11 protein-coding genes are annotated in these 16,436 nt (G+C 58.2%); 1 reads left to right on the top strand and 10 read right to left on the bottom strand.

Annotation, left to right across the window (positions count from 1 at the left end; translation table 11 throughout):
* Position 1: 1 nt before the first annotated feature.
* The 5 genes from ACPOL_RS08335 to gnd form a co-directional block, all read right to left on the bottom strand.
* Complete coding sequence (locus ACPOL_RS08335) at positions 2–1,201, bottom strand: glycoside hydrolase family 27 protein (protein WP_114206642.1); 1,200 nt, start codon at positions 1,199–1,201, stop codon at positions 2–4.
* Positions 1,202–1,279: 78 nt separating this feature from the next.
* Positions 1,280–1,681, bottom strand: a complete 402-nt coding sequence (locus ACPOL_RS08330) for a DUF1801 domain-containing protein (protein WP_114206641.1) — start codon at positions 1,679–1,681, stop codon at positions 1,280–1,282.
* Between the two features lie 134 nt (positions 1,682–1,815).
* Complete coding sequence (locus ACPOL_RS08325) at positions 1,816–2,775, bottom strand: helix-turn-helix domain-containing protein (protein WP_114206640.1); 960 nt, start codon at positions 2,773–2,775, stop codon at positions 1,816–1,818.
* Positions 2,776–3,077: 302 nt separating this feature from the next.
* On the bottom strand, positions 3,078–4,388 hold the full coding sequence (locus tag ACPOL_RS08320; protein WP_114206639.1) for an MFS transporter: 1,311 nt from the start codon (positions 4,386–4,388) through the stop codon (positions 3,078–3,080).
* A gap of 239 nt (positions 4,389–4,627) precedes the next feature.
* On the bottom strand, positions 4,628–5,647 hold the full coding sequence (gnd, locus tag ACPOL_RS08315) for a phosphogluconate dehydrogenase (NAD(+)-dependent, decarboxylating) (protein ID WP_114206638.1): 1,020 nt from the start codon (positions 5,645–5,647) through the stop codon (positions 4,628–4,630).
* Positions 5,648–6,008: 361 nt separating this feature from the next.
* On the opposite strand from gnd, the gene ACPOL_RS08305 reads away from it, so the two are divergent.
* On the top strand, positions 6,009–7,964 hold the full coding sequence (locus tag ACPOL_RS08305) for a primary-amine oxidase (RefSeq protein WP_201759123.1): 1,956 nt from the start codon (positions 6,009–6,011) through the stop codon (positions 7,962–7,964).
* A 104-nt stretch (positions 7,965–8,068) separates the two neighbouring features.
* Here the strand turns inward: ACPOL_RS08305 and ACPOL_RS08300 are convergent, their stop codons facing one another.
* The 5 genes from ACPOL_RS08300 to aceE all read right to left on the bottom strand — a co-directional run bounded on the left by ACPOL_RS08300 (position 8,069) and on the right by aceE (position 16,184).
* Positions 8,069–8,857, bottom strand: a complete 789-nt coding sequence (locus ACPOL_RS08300) for an SDR family oxidoreductase (RefSeq protein ID WP_114206636.1) — start codon at positions 8,855–8,857, stop codon at positions 8,069–8,071.
* A 47-nt stretch (positions 8,858–8,904) separates the two neighbouring features.
* Entirely contained in the window at positions 8,905–9,288 is a 384-nt protein-coding gene (locus ACPOL_RS08295) for a cupin domain-containing protein (protein WP_114206635.1), read from the bottom strand.
* Between the two features lie 243 nt (positions 9,289–9,531).
* Positions 9,532–12,309 (bottom strand): DNA ligase D, encoded by a 2,778-nt coding sequence (ligD, locus tag ACPOL_RS08290; RefSeq protein ID WP_114206634.1) that lies wholly within the window; start codon positions 12,307–12,309, stop codon positions 9,532–9,534.
* Positions 12,310–12,315: 6 nt separating this feature from the next.
* Positions 12,316–13,224, bottom strand: coding sequence for a non-homologous end joining protein Ku (gene ku / locus ACPOL_RS08285; protein WP_114206633.1), 909 nt, complete (start codon positions 13,222–13,224; stop codon positions 12,316–12,318).
* A 275-nt stretch (positions 13,225–13,499) separates the two neighbouring features.
* A complete protein-coding gene (gene aceE, locus ACPOL_RS08275; RefSeq protein WP_114206631.1) occupies positions 13,500–16,184 on the bottom strand; it encodes a pyruvate dehydrogenase (acetyl-transferring), homodimeric type in 2,685 nt (894 codons plus the stop codon).
* Positions 16,185–16,436 lie beyond the last annotated feature (252 nt).

The following is a 16,436-nucleotide window of genomic DNA, read 5'->3' as shown; positions in this document are numbered from 1 at the left end:
GCTATTTGCTCACTTTCAGCAGAACCGCTCCGTGAGAAGGCACCAGGGCGGTATAGCTGCCGCTAGAGGCCGAGACATCCTGGTCGGACCAAAGATCGTGCAGCTTGGCACCGGAGCTGAAGGCGACGTCCTTGAGCGATAAGGTGATCGGACTGGCGGATTCGCCGCGGTTGAAGAGCGCGACGGCCTTGGCTCCCCCGCTGAGCGGTTTCTCCCAGATCTCGAGTGGTCCCACGGCGGAAACCCGATGCCCTTGCTTGCCGAGCTTATCCTGGTCGACGGCGATGACCTGACGGTTGGTGAGCGTGGCCAAGGTTTCGGGGGTCATCTTGCTGAGGTCGTTGCCGGCAAGCAGCGGCGCGGCAAGCATGACCCAGAGAGTCATGTGGGTGCGGTATTCGTCCGCAGTCATCCCGCCGTTGCCTACTTCAAGCATATCGGGATCGTTCCAGTGGCCGGGTCCGGCGTATTTCTCCAATCCAGACTGAGCAAAGCCAATCACGGACATCCGGTCGTAGGTGTCGTTGATGTCGCCGGTAGTGCGCCAGAGGTTTCCCCCGACCGAGGGACCCCACTCCCAAACGTTCTGAAAGCCATACTGGCAAAGACTGAAGACGATCGGACGGCCGGTTGCGAGCAGGGCTTTGTGCATCTTGTCGTAGGCGGCCTTTTCGAGATCGAAGTACTTCTGGCGGTCGCCGTTAGCTTCCTTCTTGAGGATGTCGCCAAAGCTGCACAGGTCGTACTTAAGATAGTCGATGCCCCAACTGGCGTAGAGTTGAGCGTCCTGCTCTTCATGCTGATAGCTGCCGGCATAGCCCGCGCAGGTTTTGGGACCGGGCGAGGAATAGATTCCGATTTTCAGGCCTTTCGAGTGGACGTAGTCGGCGAGCGCTTTCATGTCGGGAAATTTGCTGTTGGCGTGCAGCATTCCCTGCGCATCGCGTTCGCCTTGCCAGGTATCGTCGATGTTGACGTAGATGTAGCCGGCGTTTTTCATGCCGGTCGAGACGAGGATGTCTGCGGTCGCGCGTACGTCGGCGCCGGTGACCTTGTCAGCGAAGTGGTTCCAGCTATTCCAGCCCATCGGCGGGGTAGCGGCAAGGCTGGCCGACTGAGCGAAGAGCGGACCGGACGAAATGGCTCCGAAGAGGATGGAAGCGGTTACAGCAGCAAGCCTCGGGATGGATGCAAAGGGCATGATCGATGGTCTCCTGTGTCACAACGAACGATAGATTAGGAGGCACCAATTCTAAAGCAAAAAGAGGCGCTTCTCTGACTAGCCATGTTCGACACGCATCTTTATATCCGAGTACGCCGCATCGATGAGCTCGCTTAACGCCGCGGCGTTCGTGGCCGTTTCGGGCTTCAATTTCACATGACGCATGAACTTGCCGGAGCCTTGCAACAAGCGGGCCGGGTCCGGGAGCGCTGCGCCGTGAAAGAACCCAACGTTTACGTGCGAACTGAACACGTTGACGTAACCGAAGGGGGCATCTCCCAAGCATGCCACCGGACAACCATCATGCAAAAGCTCCCGGACTTCGTCCCCGCACTGACGCATCACCTCGAACCAGCGATGTGCAATCGCTCCCAGTTCACCTGCATGTTCTTGCATCCACGCTTCGATGGAGGGGTCTAGCTCGAGAGCGCCATTGAATCGCAGTAAATCCGTTCTCATCGTCCCTCCAGACCAGAATCGTCGCTTCAGATCGTCGCTTCAGATAAAAGGTTGGCGATCACGAAGCCGCACTGCCTGATTTAGGCCAGAAGACGGCCGCTTGCCGAGACTTCAAAATCAGCGCGGGTGTTCTCTCATGGCGCAGCGAGGGTGGCTCGCTCGCTCCAGGGCGACACACTTTCTTCATACTCCATGGGGTCGCCGAAGCCTTCGGTTTGGACGCCGAGTTGGCGTAGAGCGTCCAAGGCCATCAATCGGCGATGCGCGTTGAACGTCATGATATGGGCGAAGACGCCGCCGTACGTGAAGGTCTCGGCCGGTTCGCACAGGGCGTCGACGAAGGTATCATCCCAGCTGGAGCGGGTTCGGACGTTATCAAGAATACGATGCAGTTCTGCATCCGTCTTTTCGAGCCGTTGCAGCATTGCTTGCGGAGAACGTTGCGATTGGGGAGGGCCGTTCATATCCATCTCCGCACCGGACAACGCGGCGGTCCAGACTTCCTTGGTGAAGATGATATTTTCTAATAGCTGCCTTAGAGTTTTATTTGACTCTCGCCAGGGCAGAAGCTCGACGACCGTGGGCAGCGGCCGATCCAATTGTTCCTCCGTCAATGTACCCGCGTATTCCAGCAAACGCCGCGTGTGCCAGGAGTCGTTGCCGGCAAAACGATCGAATAAATCCATGTCTTTTCCTCCTTCTGTTGAAGAACCGGGGGCAAGAAAGTGAATTTTGTTGGGCGTCGGCAAATGCGAATGTGGTACGCGCATGCGCCGGTAGATGCTGGGAGAGGTTCGGAAAGCTTTTCGGAAAGCGCGAGTAAACGCCTCCAGCGAACCATAATTGGCGTCGAGGGCGATGTCCGTTACAGACATGCCGGTATGCCCGAGTTGATATGCTGCTCGTTCCAACAAGAGCCGCCGTCGCATGGCTGCCGGAGTTTCTTCAACCACGATTCGGAACAACCTGTGGAACTGCGTACGGCTTTGATAAGCCCGGCGCGCGAGATCGTGCGTTGATCCCGAGGTGTCCAGGGAATTCGCGACAATTGCAGAGAGGCGATTCGCCGTGTCCTGCCCATCGGTTTTACTCATGTGCCCGATACCGATCTTCAACGGATCATAGACAAAAGCTGGCGCTCCCCGCCTGATCGTACGTACCAATTTGCTGCATCAAGAGCCGGACAAGGCAACCGGGCGAATGGACACTCAACCCCGCGATTGCAAGATTCCTATGCAAAAAGCGCTCTTCTCGCCGCTTGGCTCCGCGTGCCAGTCACTCCAGCGACAAAGTTGGCTCAACGCAAAGAGGGTCATAAGAAGTCTACTTACGCCGCTGAGCAAGCCTGAATGGCTTCTTGCTTGAGCGTATGAATCTGCGAGGATGCAGCTGGCGCTTATATCTCCGGCGCGCTGATTCTAGCAAGGTCGTCGTCTTTCGTCTCTCGAGCCCATAGCAGTCCTAAGAGGGTTAAGAAGGCTGAAGTTGTCAGATAGTAGCCAACGTACTGTAGTCCGTAGGTCTTGGCGAGGGAGGTGGCGATGTAAGGCGCGAGCGAGGCTCCCAGGATGCCGGCGAGGCTGAAGGCCAGGGAGCTCCCGGTGTAGCGGACCGGAGTTGGAAAGAGTTCGGAGACGACCGTGCCCAGCGGTCCGTAGGTGACGCCCATCAGACCGAGACCTACCGCCATCATTAGGAGAGCGCCGGTAGTGCCGGCCACGAACATCGGCGCCATGACCAGCCCGAAAACGCCGATCAAAGTTGTGACCCAGAGCATGACCCGCCTCCGGCCATGTTCGGCCAGGCGAGCGGAAAGGGGGATGGTAATGGCAAAGAAGGAAATGTCGAAAAGCTGCATGAGCAGGAACTTGCTCCGGCTGTAATGGAGAGCAGTCGTTCCCCAGGAGAGCGCGAAGACGGTCATCAGGTAGAAGAGCACGAAGGTCGCGAGACAGACGAGAATGCCGGTGATCAATTCTCGAGGGTAGTTGCGGAAGACCGAAAGCAGAGGCAGCTTGACTTGCTCGCCGCGGTTCAGGGCCTGGCGGAAGACCGGGGTTTCGGTGATGGTGAGACGAACGTAAAGTCCAAGGAAGACGAGCACCGCGCTGGCCAGAAAGGGCAGGCGCCAACCGAAGGTGAAGAACTGCTGGTCAGTCAGCAGGCGGGAGAGCAGCAGGAAGACGCCACCGGAGAGGAAGAAGCCGATCGGCGCGCCAAGCTGAGGAAACATGCCATACCAGGCACGTTTGTTGGGCGGAGCATTCTCGATCGCAAGCAGGACCGCGCCACCCCACTCCCCGCCGAGACCTAGACCCTGTCCGAAGCGGCACAAGGCCAGCAGCAGCGGGGCGGTGAAGCCGATGGTGTGGTAAGTGGGCAATGCGCCGATGGCGATGGTCGAGATCCCCATGGTCAACAGGGCAAGAACCAGGGTCGTCTTGCGGCCGATGCGATCGCCAAAATGCCCGAAGAGAGCCGAGCCAATAGGCCGCGCGAGAAAGGCAATGCCAAAGGTAGCCAGGGATTCTAGGACGGCGGCGGATGGATCGCTCGACGAAAAGAATAGCTTGGGAAAGACCAGCACAGCCGCCGTGGCGTAAATGTAGAAGTCAAAGAACTCAATCGTGGTGCCGATAAGGCTGGCGAAGAGTACCTGGCGCGGCTTATTAACCGGGATTCCCGTGAACGGATGGGTTGTGCTCACCTAGATAGCGAACCACACGAGACCGAATCTGTCTATAAAAGAGTCAAGAGTGAAAGAGTCCAGTAGCAAAAGAGTTCAGAGGCAAACTGGGGCAAAGATGAGCGCGCGAACACCACACGCGCCTTGCTCTGGCGCTTCCAATCCACAGTAGTGAATAGCGCGGATAAGCGGTGCCGCTACTTTCAAGCGCCCAAGCGTTCAGACGGCGGCATCGTGATCGATGCCGCCGCCTGGCATATTTACTTGCCTTCCGCCTTCTCGAGGTGGCCACCAAAGCCAAAGCGCATCGCCGAGAGCAGCTTGTTCTCGTATTCCGCTTCGCCGCGAGAGCTGAAGCGCGAGTAAAGAGCTGCGGAGAGCACCGGAACCGGTACTGCTTCGTCGATGGCGGCCTTGATGGTCCAGCGCCCTTCGCCGGAATCGGAGACCCGGCCGCCGAATTGCGCAAGACTGGGGTCTTTGACCAGGCTACCGGCGGTCAGGTCGAGCAGCCACGAGGCAATGACGCTGCCGCGACGCCAGACTTCGGTGATCTCGCGGAGGTCGAGATCGTACTTGTAGTGATCGGGATCCCGCAAGGGGGTCGTCTCCGCATCGGAAGCATGGGTTTGCTTGCCCACGTTCGCGCTGCGCAAGATGCCCAATCCTTCGGCATATGCGGCCATGAGCCCGTATTCGATACCGTTGTGGACCATCTTGACGAAGTGGCCGGCCCCATTCGGGCCGCAGTGGAGATAGCCCTGTTCGGCGGTGCCCCCGAGGTGTTCGCGGCCGGCTGTCCTGGGTATGTCGCCAATCCCCGGCGCAAGTGTGGCAAAGATGGGGTCGAGGTGTTTGACGACTTCATCTTCGCCGCCAATCATCATGCAATAGCCACGTTCCAGGCCCCAGACGCCGCCGCTGGTGCCGACGTCGACGAAGTGAATGCCCTTTTCCTTCAGGTTCTTGGCGTGCTGAATGTCATCGATATAGTACGAATTTCCCCCATCGATCAGGATGTCGCCTTCCTCCAGATGAGGGACGAGACTGTCGATGGTTTGCTCGACGACACCCGCGGGCACCATCAGCCACAAGGCGCGCGGCTTTTCGAGCTTGGTGATCATATCGCTCAGCGAGGAGCTCCCTTTTGCCTTTTCCTGGACGAGTTCGTCCACGACCTTGGGCGACATGTCGAAGACCACGCATTCGTGGCCTCCCTTCAGGAGCCGCCGCACCATGTTTGCTCCCATCCTGCCCAAACCCACCATGCCAAGTTGCATAAATCGCTCCTTTGTTATCTCGTGACTCGAACCAACGAGTCGTGTCCAGATCAGTGTGATGACAACTCGTCGCACATCTAGCGCGCCGACCGCTCTGACAGGAACAAGGATAGCTGTTCCGGCGACGAGGGTGCTAGTTTCCGGATTTCTTTACCAGCTATTCAGGATTGGACACTCCAAAAGAGGTTTTGGGCTCACTGTGGCCAAGCAGGTGAAAGCCAAATCCCGAGGATTGTGGCGGAAGCTGTTCTTGTAGGGTTCGCTTCGGCTGGTCTTCGGGTAGGATAGCGAAAATAGATTCAATTTCCCCGGCCTGCTGGCGAAAGTCGCCCAGGAATCAGCGCCACCGAAGGACATCAACATGCCGCTTCAGACTCTAGAACCGCTCCCCGTTGCGAAGAGTACGCTGCATCCTCTCGAACCGCTCAGCGCGGCCGAAATCCAGACCGCTGTCGAGTTGCTAAGAACCGCCGATGGTTTCACGCCGAGTACGCGAATCATTAGCATCATTCTGAAAGAACCGGAGAAGTCCTTGGTTTATAGCTGGCCACAAGGGCCGGCCGCCCAACGGGAGGCAGTGGCTGTACTGTTCGACAACGCTGTCAATCAGGCCTCTACGGTGACGCTCGACCTAAGCAGCGGCAGAGTGTTAAAGGCGGAGATCGCCCCGGCCGGCTCACAACCGACGCTCTCGATCGACGAGCAATTCGAGTGCGAACAGGCGGTGTTGGCGAGCGAGGATTTCAAGGCAGCGCTCGAGCGGCAATACGGGATCACCGATACGTCGCTGGTTATGGTTGATATCTGGAGCGCCGGAAATTACGGCTCGGAAGAGGACCGCAGCCGCCGGTTGGCACGGCCTCTATGCTTTCTGCGCAGCGACCCGACCGACAATGGCTACGCGCGGCCGATCGAGGGCATTCGACCTATCGTCGACTTGAACCTGATGCAGGTGATTCGGGTGGAAGAGTATGGTAAGTGGCCGCTGCCTCCCCAGGCAGCGAACTACTCCGCCGACCGGGTCCCAAATCAGCGTACCGGCATCAAGCCGCTGCACATCACCCAACCGGACGGGCCGAGTTTTTCGCTTCAAGGCAACTTCATTTCATGGCAGAACTGGCAGTTTCTTATCGGCTTCAACGCGCGCGAGGGGCTGACGATTCACGATGTCCGGTATCATGATCAGGGCCGCGCCCGCCCCATTCTTTATCGCGCTTCGCTAACGGAAATGGTGGTGCCCTATGGAGACCCCAAGCCGACGCAGGTGCGTAAGAATGCCTTCGATGTGGGCGAATACGGAATGGGGATGTGCGCGAATAGCCTTCGACTCGGTTGTGACTGCGTCGGACACATCGAATATCTCGATGCGCATCTCTGCGACAGCCGGGGGCGCGAACTGACGATCGGCAACGCGATCTGCATTCATGAAGAGGATTTCGGCATTCTCTGGAAGCATACCGACCGGCGGCTGCCGGATGCTCCCGAGGTTCGTCGTTCGCGGCGGCTGGTGGTCTCTTCGGTTTCAACTGTCGAGAATTATGAGTACGGGTTCTTTTGGTACTTCTACCAGGACGGCAACATTGGGTTTGAGATCAAGCTCACGGGGATTTTATCGCTGGGCACGCTGCATGAAGGCGAGAAGGCCAACTACGGGAGGTTGGTCGCCCCTTTGCTCTATGCGCCGAACCATCAGCATTTCTTCAACATGCGGCTGGATGTGGGCATCGATGGGAGCCGCAATACGGTACAGCAGGTGGACGTAGTCGCCGGCCCGGTCGACGGCGATGAAGATCCCTACGAAAATGCCTTCCACGTCGAGGCCACCGATCTCAAGACAGAGAAGCAGGCGCTGGCTCATCTGAATCTTGAAACCGGGCGGACATGGAAGTTCATCAACCCTTCGGTGAAGAATGCGCTCGGCGAACCTACCGGGTACAAGTTTTTTCCCGGTGACAATGCATTTCCTTTTGCCTCACCGAATGCGTGGTGGCGCAAACGCGCGGGTTTTGTGAATCATCACGTGTGGGTCACTCCTTACAGCGAGGGCGAGAAGTTCGCGGCTGGAGATTTCCCCAACCAGAGCAGCGGTGGCGACGGCTTAGTGAAGTGGGTCGAAGCGGATCGCCCCATCGACAACACCGACGTTGTCTTCTGGTACACCTTTGGTCACACCCATATTCCCCGGCCCGAGGATTGTCCGGTAATGCCTACGGCGTATATCGGATTTCTGCTGAAGCCGAACGGCTTCTTCGATCAGAATCCGGCCAACGATGTGCCGCCTTCGAAGCAGGAAGGCAAAGCCTGCAAGCACTGTTAGGCGACGTATGGATTTCCATGCGTCTTCGTAATGGCTGGGGTGCAGAAGGGGTTTGACTCTCCCCCAGCCATGATCGAAAGCTGGCTTTTCCAGACTGCTTTACCTTAGAGGCCTTTGTAAAGGCCGCCGTCGACCAGCAGCGTCTGTCCAGTGATGAAAGAGGCGCGTTCCGAGGCGAGCCACACGATGGCGTCGGCGACATCTTCGGCCTGGCCTAGGCGCTTTAGCGCTGCTTCTGCTGCGAGCCGCGCTTTGTATTCTTCCTCGCTGATATCCAGACTCAGTGCACGCTTCTGAATCAGGCTGTTCAGGCGGGCAGTCGCCGTACAGCCGGGAGCGACGTTGTTCACTGTGATCCCATCCTGGCCGAACTCGTTCGACAGGCTCTTGACGAGACCAAGGACCCCGGCGCGGACGGTGTTCGAGTAAATCAGATCGGCAATCGGCTGGCGCACGGAAACGGACGTGATGGTCACGATGCGACCCCATCGTTGGCGCTGCATCCACGGAATTACGGCACGGGCGAGATGGACGACGCTCATCAGATTGAGGTCAAAAGCACCCTGCCATTCGCCGGTGACCGTCTCGAGAAACATCTTTGCGGGCGGGCCGCCGGCGTTCGTGACGCACACGTCGATGGCGCCGAATTGCCGGCCGACTTCCTCGACGAAGCCATGGACTGCAGCTTCGTTGGTCACGTCCAAGGGTGCTGCGAAAACCTCAGCGCCATAGCGGCGGCGAATCTCCTCGGCCGCGGTCTGAAGCTTGCCTTCATCGCGGGAGCACATCGCCACACGCGCTCCTTCAGCAGCGAATTTATCAGCAGCAGCGCGGGCAATCCCGTCGCTTGATGCAGCCACGATCACGCTGCGGTTCTTGAGTCCAAAGTCCATCCAATAGTCCTCGCCTAGTCCTCGTCACTCTTCTATAGATCCGGCCTTCAATCCCGTCGGCGGTCGCTTTGCTGGCGAAGATAGGCATCCTCGCCATCGATCCAGTCCTGCCTAGGCGGGGTGAAGACGTCGATATCGATAGTGTCTTCGAGGGCGACTGCCTCATGCGGAACGTTGGGTGGTATGCAAAGGACCTCGCCGGCTCGAACGACAACCTCGCGGCCGTCGAGGAGGAACTTTAGCGCTCCTTCCAGGATGTAGCTGAGCTGCTCATTGTGGTGGTGATGAAGCGGAACCACCGCGCCTTCTTTCAACAGGATGCGGGCAAGCATAAGCTGATTGCCAACCACAAATTGACGGCCAATGAGCGGGTTGAGTTGCTCGGGCTCAATCTCACTCCATTTGGAGTGAGTCGGTTGATTGCTATTCATTGCGTTCCCTTTTGCTGGTCGGGATCATACATCTCAACGTTCCGGCGAGCGCCATTTCTTGATGCTCTTCGTCGATGCTATTACAGCTGCCGAGTCGACAGTGCAGCTTTCGTCCCCACCCAAAGGAGGAGGTGAAAACCATCCAATCTGCCCAAGACGTCGACCGGCGATCGGGCTACTCTTCCTCTAGCACACACCTCCCGGCCTCGCGGATCGTCAATCCAGCGAGGCCATTCTTTTGCTTCAAGCAGAGATTTTGAAGGAGCTGAGGACCTCGGGGGTGATTCGTTGGTTAGTGGCTGGCAGCCGCTTCCAGGGATCGCGTTTCAGGCGGCTGCTCCACTCAGCGAAGTCCACGACGCGGAAGGTGGGGCGTTCAGGGAGCTTCAGCTCCGACCAATTGATCGGCATGGAGACGTTTGCCTCGGGCCGGGCCCGGGGTGAAAAGGGAGCCACCGCAGTAGCGCCGCGTTCGTTGCGGAGATAGTCGATGTAGATGCGACCGGCGCGGGCGGACTTGGTCATTTTGGTGAGGTATAGGGCCGGATTTTGCTTCTCCATGCTGAGGGCGAAGGCGTGCGCAAATTGCTTCACGACCCCCCAGTCGTATTCAGGCTCGATCGGAATGACGACGTGCAATCCCTTGCCGCCGGTGGTCTTGAGAAAGCTCTCGAGGTGTAGCTTCTTGAGGGCGGCGCGGACTTCCGCGGCGCTGGCCGCAAGCGTCTGCCATTCGATGGCGGTATCCGGATCGAGGTCGATGATGATGCGGTCGGGATGCTCCAGATCCTCGTTACGGGAACCCCAGGGGTGGAGTTCGAGCACCCCCAGTTGCGCCAGTTCAGCGAGCGCCGTCTGGGTCGAAAGCGTGATGTAGGGTTCAATCTTGCCAGTCTTCTTGTCGCGAACCTCTACGGATTCGAGGCTTTTGGGAAGCATGTTGCTGGCGTGTTTCTGAAAGAAACAGGGCTGCCCACTGCCTTCCGGACAGCGCACGAGCGAGAGCGGACGCCCTGCAATATGCGGAAGCATGAAAGGCGCGATCTGCCAATAATAGTCAGCAAGTTGTTGCTTGGTGAGCTGCGAGGCGGCGTCCAGAATTTTGTCGGGATGAGTCAGGCGGATCGGGGCATGCTGAGTCTTTCCTTCGCCGGTGTTGTTGCGAGAGGCTAGGCTGGGAACGGCTTTCTCAGCTGAAGGCGCAGGATCGGCGTGCTTTGGAATGCGAGGCTTTGGAGAAGTGCCGGCTGCTTCGCGAACGACTTCACTGGCCGGCTTGTCCTCGCGAAGGCCCTGAAAAGATGCTTGCCGGACGAGGTTGTCGGCGGTCCAAGTAGAGAAATTGACTTGAGCGACGAGCTCCGGCCTGACCCAGATCGCGCCCTTACGGGCCTCGGCGGGGGGCTTCTCGAAAGCGGTGGAGGACTGGCGTAGTTTGTCCAACTGATCGCGCAGTTTGGCGTGGGTCTTCTGGGTAAATCCGGTTCCGGTACGGCCAGCGTAGATCAGTTTCTTGTCCTGATAGTAGCCGAGCAGCAGCGCGCCTACGCCGTGAATGCCGTTCGAGGGAAGAGTGAAGCCGCCGATGACGAACTCCTGGCCTCGGATGCACTTCAGCTTGAGCCAAGAGGAGCTGCGCGAACTGCTGTAAGGACTATCGGCGCGCTTGGAGACGATGCCCTCGGCGCCGAACTCGCAGGCCTTGCGGAACATGGTCGCGCCATCGGTTTCAAGGTGTTCCCCAAGACGCACAAACTCGCCGCTCTCATGGAGGAGCTTCGCCAGCATGGCCTTGCGTTCGAGCAGGGGCAGGCCGCGCAAGTTGTGGCCGTTGAGATGAAGCAGGTCGAAGACGAAGTAGGTCAGCGGCTTGCGGATTCCCTCTTGAAAAGCAGCCTGCAGGTCGGCAAAGCTAGTGGTTCCATCGTCGGCGAGCACCACGACCTCGCCGTCGGCAAGGAAGTTGTCAGCGGGGAGTTTGGCCACCTCAGCGGCGATGGTCTTCATGCGATGGGTCCAATCGAGCCCGGTGCGGGTAAGAAGTTGAACTCGTTCGCCGTCTTTGCGAGCTTGAATTCGGTAGCCATCGAGTTTCAGCTCATGAATCCAGCCCTTGTCAGCCGGCGGCTTCGTGGCCTGCGAAGCCAATTGGGGACGAATGAAGTCTGGCAGCTTTTCCTTGGGAGTTTTCTTTAGCTCGGCTTCGAAGTTATTCGACGCGGCGTTGTTCGATGCTGCCCCGGCTCGAACAGCGGACTTCTTTGAAGCGGCGCCGGCAGTAGTTACTGGCTTTTCGGACTTTGACTGTTGGTCGTTACGGTGCCAGGCGTTGCCGGTAGCTGTTTCCTTCGAGTTCCAGACATGGTCCTCGTTGCGGGCAATCTCCTCGAGGCTGCGCCCGGTAACAACGCTGTTCGGGGCCTCTTCCGTGATCGCGGGATCGTCCGGCTTTCGCTCAAAGTCGTCGTGTTCCTTGATCAGCAGCCAATTGGGCTTGCTCTCACTGGCGGCTTTGCCACCCATGCGGATCAGCGTCCACTTTCCCTTCATCTTCGTGCCATGCATGATGAATTTGAGTGAGCCGGTGCGTAAGCCTTCGTCCACATCGGTGTGGCCGGGCTGCGGCTCCCAGGTCCCTTCATCCCACAACATGACGGTGCCGCCGCCATATTGGCCTTTGGGGATGATGCCTTCAAAGCCGCCGTACTCCATGGGGTGGTCTTCGACCTGGACGGCCAGCCGTTTGTCGGCGGTGACGTAGCTAGGGCCTTTGGCGCAAGCCCAGCTTTTGAGCACTCCATTCCAGCCCAGCCGGAAGTCGTAGTGGAGACGAGTGGCGGCGTGTTTCTGGATGACGAAGGGCAATCCTTGGGGAGCGGCCTCAGTTTTCTTGCCGCCACTTGGCTCCGCGGTGACGTCGAAATCCCGCATGGAGCGATAGCGTTCCAGTTGCGCGTCGATTGCGTCTGCGGGAGTGGCTTGGGTTGACGGCTTGGCTGCGCCTTTGCGCCTGGTTGCCATTGTGGATTACGCCGTCTTGCGCGACTTCGCTTTCACCAGGGCGATGCCTTTTTTCGCGGCTGGCGTGCTCTTGGCCGCAGTTGACTTGGTCGACGCTTTCCTTGGCGCTTCGCCGTCGCCCTCGTCGCGTTGGACACTCTTGCGCAAAGCATCCATGAGGTTGATGACTTTGGAAGAGGCAGGCGCTGGTTCCTCGCGGGGAATGGGCGCGTTGTGCACCTTGGCTTCAACCATTGCTTTGAGGGCGGTTTCGTATTCGTCCTTGAATTTCTCAGGAGCGAATTTGGCGGATTTTCTTTTAATAAGCTCCTCAGCGAGCGAGAGCTGATCTTCTTCGATGGCCACCGGCTTGATATCGGCGAAATAGGAGGCAGGATTGCGCAACTCCGCCGCATAGCGCATGGTGTATGCCATCATGCCGGCAAGCTTGTCGTCCGCTGGCGGCGCGATGGCGACGAGGTGTTCGCGGCCGCCGAAGGCGATCTTGCCAAGGGCGATCTTCTTGGTCTTCTGGAGCGCCTTTCGCACGACGGCAAACGCCTCGGCCTGGGTATCGCTCTCGGGGACGACAAAGTAGGGCTTCTCGAAATAGCTGGGGTCGACTTCAGCGGCGTCGACGAACTGGGCGACCTCCAGGGTGTGACGAGAGGGAATGCGCAGGTTCTCGATCTCTTCAGGCTCGACGGTGACGTACTGTCCCTTGCTGTACTCGTAGCCCTTGACGATGTCGGTCTTCTCGACTTTGCTTTCCTCGGACGCGGAGGAGACTTTCTGGTACTTGACCCGCTCGCCGGTCTTGCGATCCAGCTGATGGAAGCGAATCTCGCTCATCGACTCGGTCGCCGTGAACAGCTTGACGCCGAATGACACCAGCGAGATTTGAATATGCCCAGACCAATAGGGTCGCGCTGCCATAAGTCGTTCCTCCGGTGCAATAAGAACAGTGCAACTTTAGGAGGCAATGATACCGTACTGGAGATGCTTTGGCCTCAATAAAATAAGCCCGCCGCAGGACCATGTGACGGGTTCAAGTAGAGCAATCTGCTTCGGAACCTTCAAATTGGCTTCGCATTCCGATGAATGAAATGCGTAACGGGTGGGATAGGCTGCCATCGAAGCGACGGGCTTGGTCGAAAAGAAGAGAAGGCTTCTCGGCATGGAGAAGCCTTCTTTGATGTCAGTGCGTTGGATTAGATGGAGGCTGGATTAGGCTTTTCGGTCTCCAGCCCCAAATCGGTGAGTGCTTGTTGGGCCTTGGCTGCGTCGAACTTGCCGTCGCGCGCGAGCTTCGACAAGGTAGCGGCGACGATCGATTCGGCATCCACTTCGAAATGGCGGCGAAGATGTTCGCGATTGTCGCTGCGCCCGAAGCCATCCGTGCCTAGCGTCACAAGCCTTGTTGAAAGCCAAGGGGCGAGTTGGTCAGGCACCGCCTTCATGTAGTCGCTAGCGGCGATGATCGGGCCTTTCGTACCCTGAAGCGCGGAAACGACATAGGGCGTCTTCTCCGGCTCGGAGGGGTGGAGGCGATTCCAACGATCGGCTGAAAGCGCGTCGCGGCGAAGCTCGGTGTAGCTGGTGACGCTCCACACATCGGCCTGAACACCGTACTTCTCCGCGAGAATATCCTGAGCGCGTAAAGTCTCGTTCAGGATGGGTCCACTGCCGAACAACTGCACCGTAGCCTTGCCTTTTTTCGCCCCTTTGAACTTATAAATGCCCCGCAGGATACCTTCCCGGCTGCCTTCTGGCATTTCAGGCATGGCATAGTCTTCGTTGTACATGGTGATGTAGTAGAAGACGCTCTCGCCCTGCTGGTACATGCGCCGGATGCCGTCCTGCAGGATGACGGCGAGCTCATAGACGTAGGCCGGATCGTAGCTGAGGCAGGTAGGAACGGTGCTCGAGAGGACGTGGCTGTGGCCATCCTGATGCTGCAGGCCTTCGCCTAGCATGGTGGTGCGTCCGGCGGTACCGCCCATAAGAAAGCCGCGGCCGCGTGAATCGGCGAAGGCCCAGATCATGTCGCCGACCCGTTGGAAACCGAACATCGAGTAGTACATGTAGAAGGGAATTGCCGGAACGCGATAGTTCGAGTAAGCGGTGCCGGCAGCAGTGAACGACGCCATCGAACCGGCCTCAGTAATGCCTTCTTCCAGGATCTGGCCGTCCTTTTCTTCTCGGTAAAAGAGCAGCATGTCGACGTCATGCGGCTTGTATTTCTGACCCTCGGGAGCATAGATGCCGACCTGGCGAATGGCGGACTCAAGACCAAAGGTGCGGCCTTCATCGGGAACGATCGGTACGATCAGCTTGCCAATATCCTTATCCTTGAGCAGATGCCGCAAGATGCTGACGAATCCCATAGTCGTCGAAACAGCGCGACCTTTTGACCCTGCTGTCCATTCGGCAAAGTAATCCAATTCCGGCGCCTGGAAGGGGATGGAGACAACTTCGCGACGGGGCATATAGCCACCGAGAGCCTGACGGCGTTCCTGCAGATAGGCGATCTCCGGGCTGTCGAGACCTGGCTTGTAGAAGTGACCGTGCTTCGCGTCCTCTTCGGTGATGGGCAAGTCGAAGCGTTTGACGAAGGCTGCAAGTGCTTCGTCGGTAAGCTTCTTTTCCTGATGAGAGGCATTTCTGGCCTGGGTGCTGGCGAGTCCGAAACCCTTGACGGTTTTGGCGAGGATGACGGTCGGCCGCCCAGTGTGCTCAACCGCCCGATTGTAGGCGTTATAGACCTTGATGGGATCGTGGCCGCCCCGGGTCATCGCGTCGATCTCATCATCGGTCATGTCGCTGACCATCTCCAGCAACTCCGGGTATTTGCCGAAGAATTCCTTGCGAATATAGGCGCCGCCCTTGGCCTTGAAGGCCTGATAGTCGCCGTCGACGCACTCTTCCATGCGTTTCAGGAGCAGCCCCTTGTGGTCGCGCTCGAAGAGCTTGTCCCAGCCCCCGCCCCAGATGACCTTGATGACGTTCCAACCCGCGCCCAGGAAGACTTCTTCGAGTTCGTCGATGATGCGTTTGTTGCCGCGTACCGGTCCATCGAGTCGCTGGAGATTGCAGTTGATGACGAAGATAAGGTTGTCGAGCTTTTCGCGGGAGGCGACGCCGAGTGCCCCGAGAGTATCGACTTCGTCGGTTTCGCCGTCGCCGACAAAGGCCCAGACCTTGCGAGGGGTCTTCTCGATCAGGTTACGGTTCTCCAGATAACGCATGAAGCGCGCTTGATAGATGGCGTTCAACGGTCCGATGCCCATCGAAACCGTGGGAAAGCGCCAGAAATCGGGCATCAGCCAGGGATGCGGATAGGAAGAAAGTCCCGGCTGGTCGCGAAGTTCGTGCCGGAAATTAAGCAGCCGTTGTTCATCGAATCGGCCTTCGAGAAAAGCGCGCGCGTAGACCCCGGGCGAGGCGTGGCCCTGGAAGTAAATAAAATCGCCAGGCTGGTCGCCACCAGTCTGGCTGCTATAGGTGGCGTGGAAGAAGTGGTTGAAACCAACCTCAAGCAACGTGGCCAGCGAAGAGTAAGTGGCAATGTGACCGCCGATGCCAGCGTCCTTCTTGTTCTGACCGTGTACCATAGCGAGCGCGTTCCAGCGAATCAGGCTCTCGATGCGGCGTTCCACCTGGCGGTCGCCGGGATAAGGGAGCTCGTCATGCTTGGGGATCGTATTCAGATAAGGGGTGGTCAGTTCACCGCGAGTCGAGATACCAGCGCTGCGAGCCCTATGCCGCAAGGCGGCCAAAAGCTCCGCGCCCTGCTCCGGACCTTCGGCGACGATGACATCATCGAAGGCCTCAAGCCATTCTGCGATTTCTGCCGTAAGCTCAGCCGGATTGGCCACGTCCATCTGCATTTTCATAGTCGGAAACAGCTTCCTTCTCGGAGTGTCGTTGATTGCATTCGGGATTCAAATCGCATATGCGTTGTACGCTGCGGCGAACCATTCCTCATGCGTACCGTTTGATTGTAAATCTATCGGAGGTTGGTGGCCGGTGCGGCCTTTGGTCAACCTCGGATCGCCGCCGCGAAACAGCGGACGATATTGGAAGGTCTTCCCACCACGATCGGCAACTGATTGCGTCGTATGAGAAATATCCAGAATTCAAGCTCT

Source organism: Acidisarcina polymorpha (assembly GCF_003330725.1).
Taxonomy (GTDB): Bacteria; Acidobacteriota; Terriglobia; order Terriglobales; family Acidobacteriaceae; genus Acidisarcina; species Acidisarcina polymorpha.
This window is presented reverse-complemented; position numbering and strand designations above follow the sequence as displayed.

Excerpts from the sequence above, each read along its gene's own strand:
- ACPOL_RS08300 (WP_114206636.1), bottom strand. The coding sequence starts at position 8,857 with ATGGACTTTGGACTCAAGAACCGCAGCGTGATCGTGGCTGCATCAAGC.
- aceE (WP_114206631.1), bottom strand. The coding sequence starts at position 16,184 with ATGAAAATGCAGATGGACGTGGCCAATCCGGCTGAGCTTACGGCAGAA.
- ACPOL_RS08295 (WP_114206635.1), bottom strand. The coding sequence starts at position 9,288 with ATGAATAGCAATCAACCGACTCACTCCAAATGGAGTGAGATTGAGCCC.
- ACPOL_RS08305 (WP_201759123.1), top strand. The coding sequence starts at position 6,009 with ATGCCGCTTCAGACTCTAGAACCGCTCCCCGTTGCGAAGAGTACGCTG.
- ku (WP_114206633.1), bottom strand. The coding sequence starts at position 13,224 with ATGGCAGCGCGACCCTATTGGTCTGGGCATATTCAAATCTCGCTGGTG.
- ACPOL_RS08330 (WP_114206641.1), bottom strand. The coding sequence starts at position 1,681 with ATGAGAACGGATTTACTGCGATTCAATGGCGCTCTCGAGCTAGACCCC.
- ligD (WP_114206634.1), bottom strand. The coding sequence starts at position 12,309 with ATGGCAACCAGGCGCAAAGGCGCAGCCAAGCCGTCAACCCAAGCCACT.
- gnd (WP_114206638.1), bottom strand. The coding sequence starts at position 5,647 with ATGCAACTTGGCATGGTGGGTTTGGGCAGGATGGGAGCAAACATGGTG.
- ACPOL_RS08335 (WP_114206642.1), bottom strand. The coding sequence starts at position 1,201 with ATGCCCTTTGCATCCATCCCGAGGCTTGCTGCTGTAACCGCTTCCATC.
- ACPOL_RS08325 (WP_114206640.1), bottom strand. The coding sequence starts at position 2,775 with ATGAGTAAAACCGATGGGCAGGACACGGCGAATCGCCTCTCTGCAATT.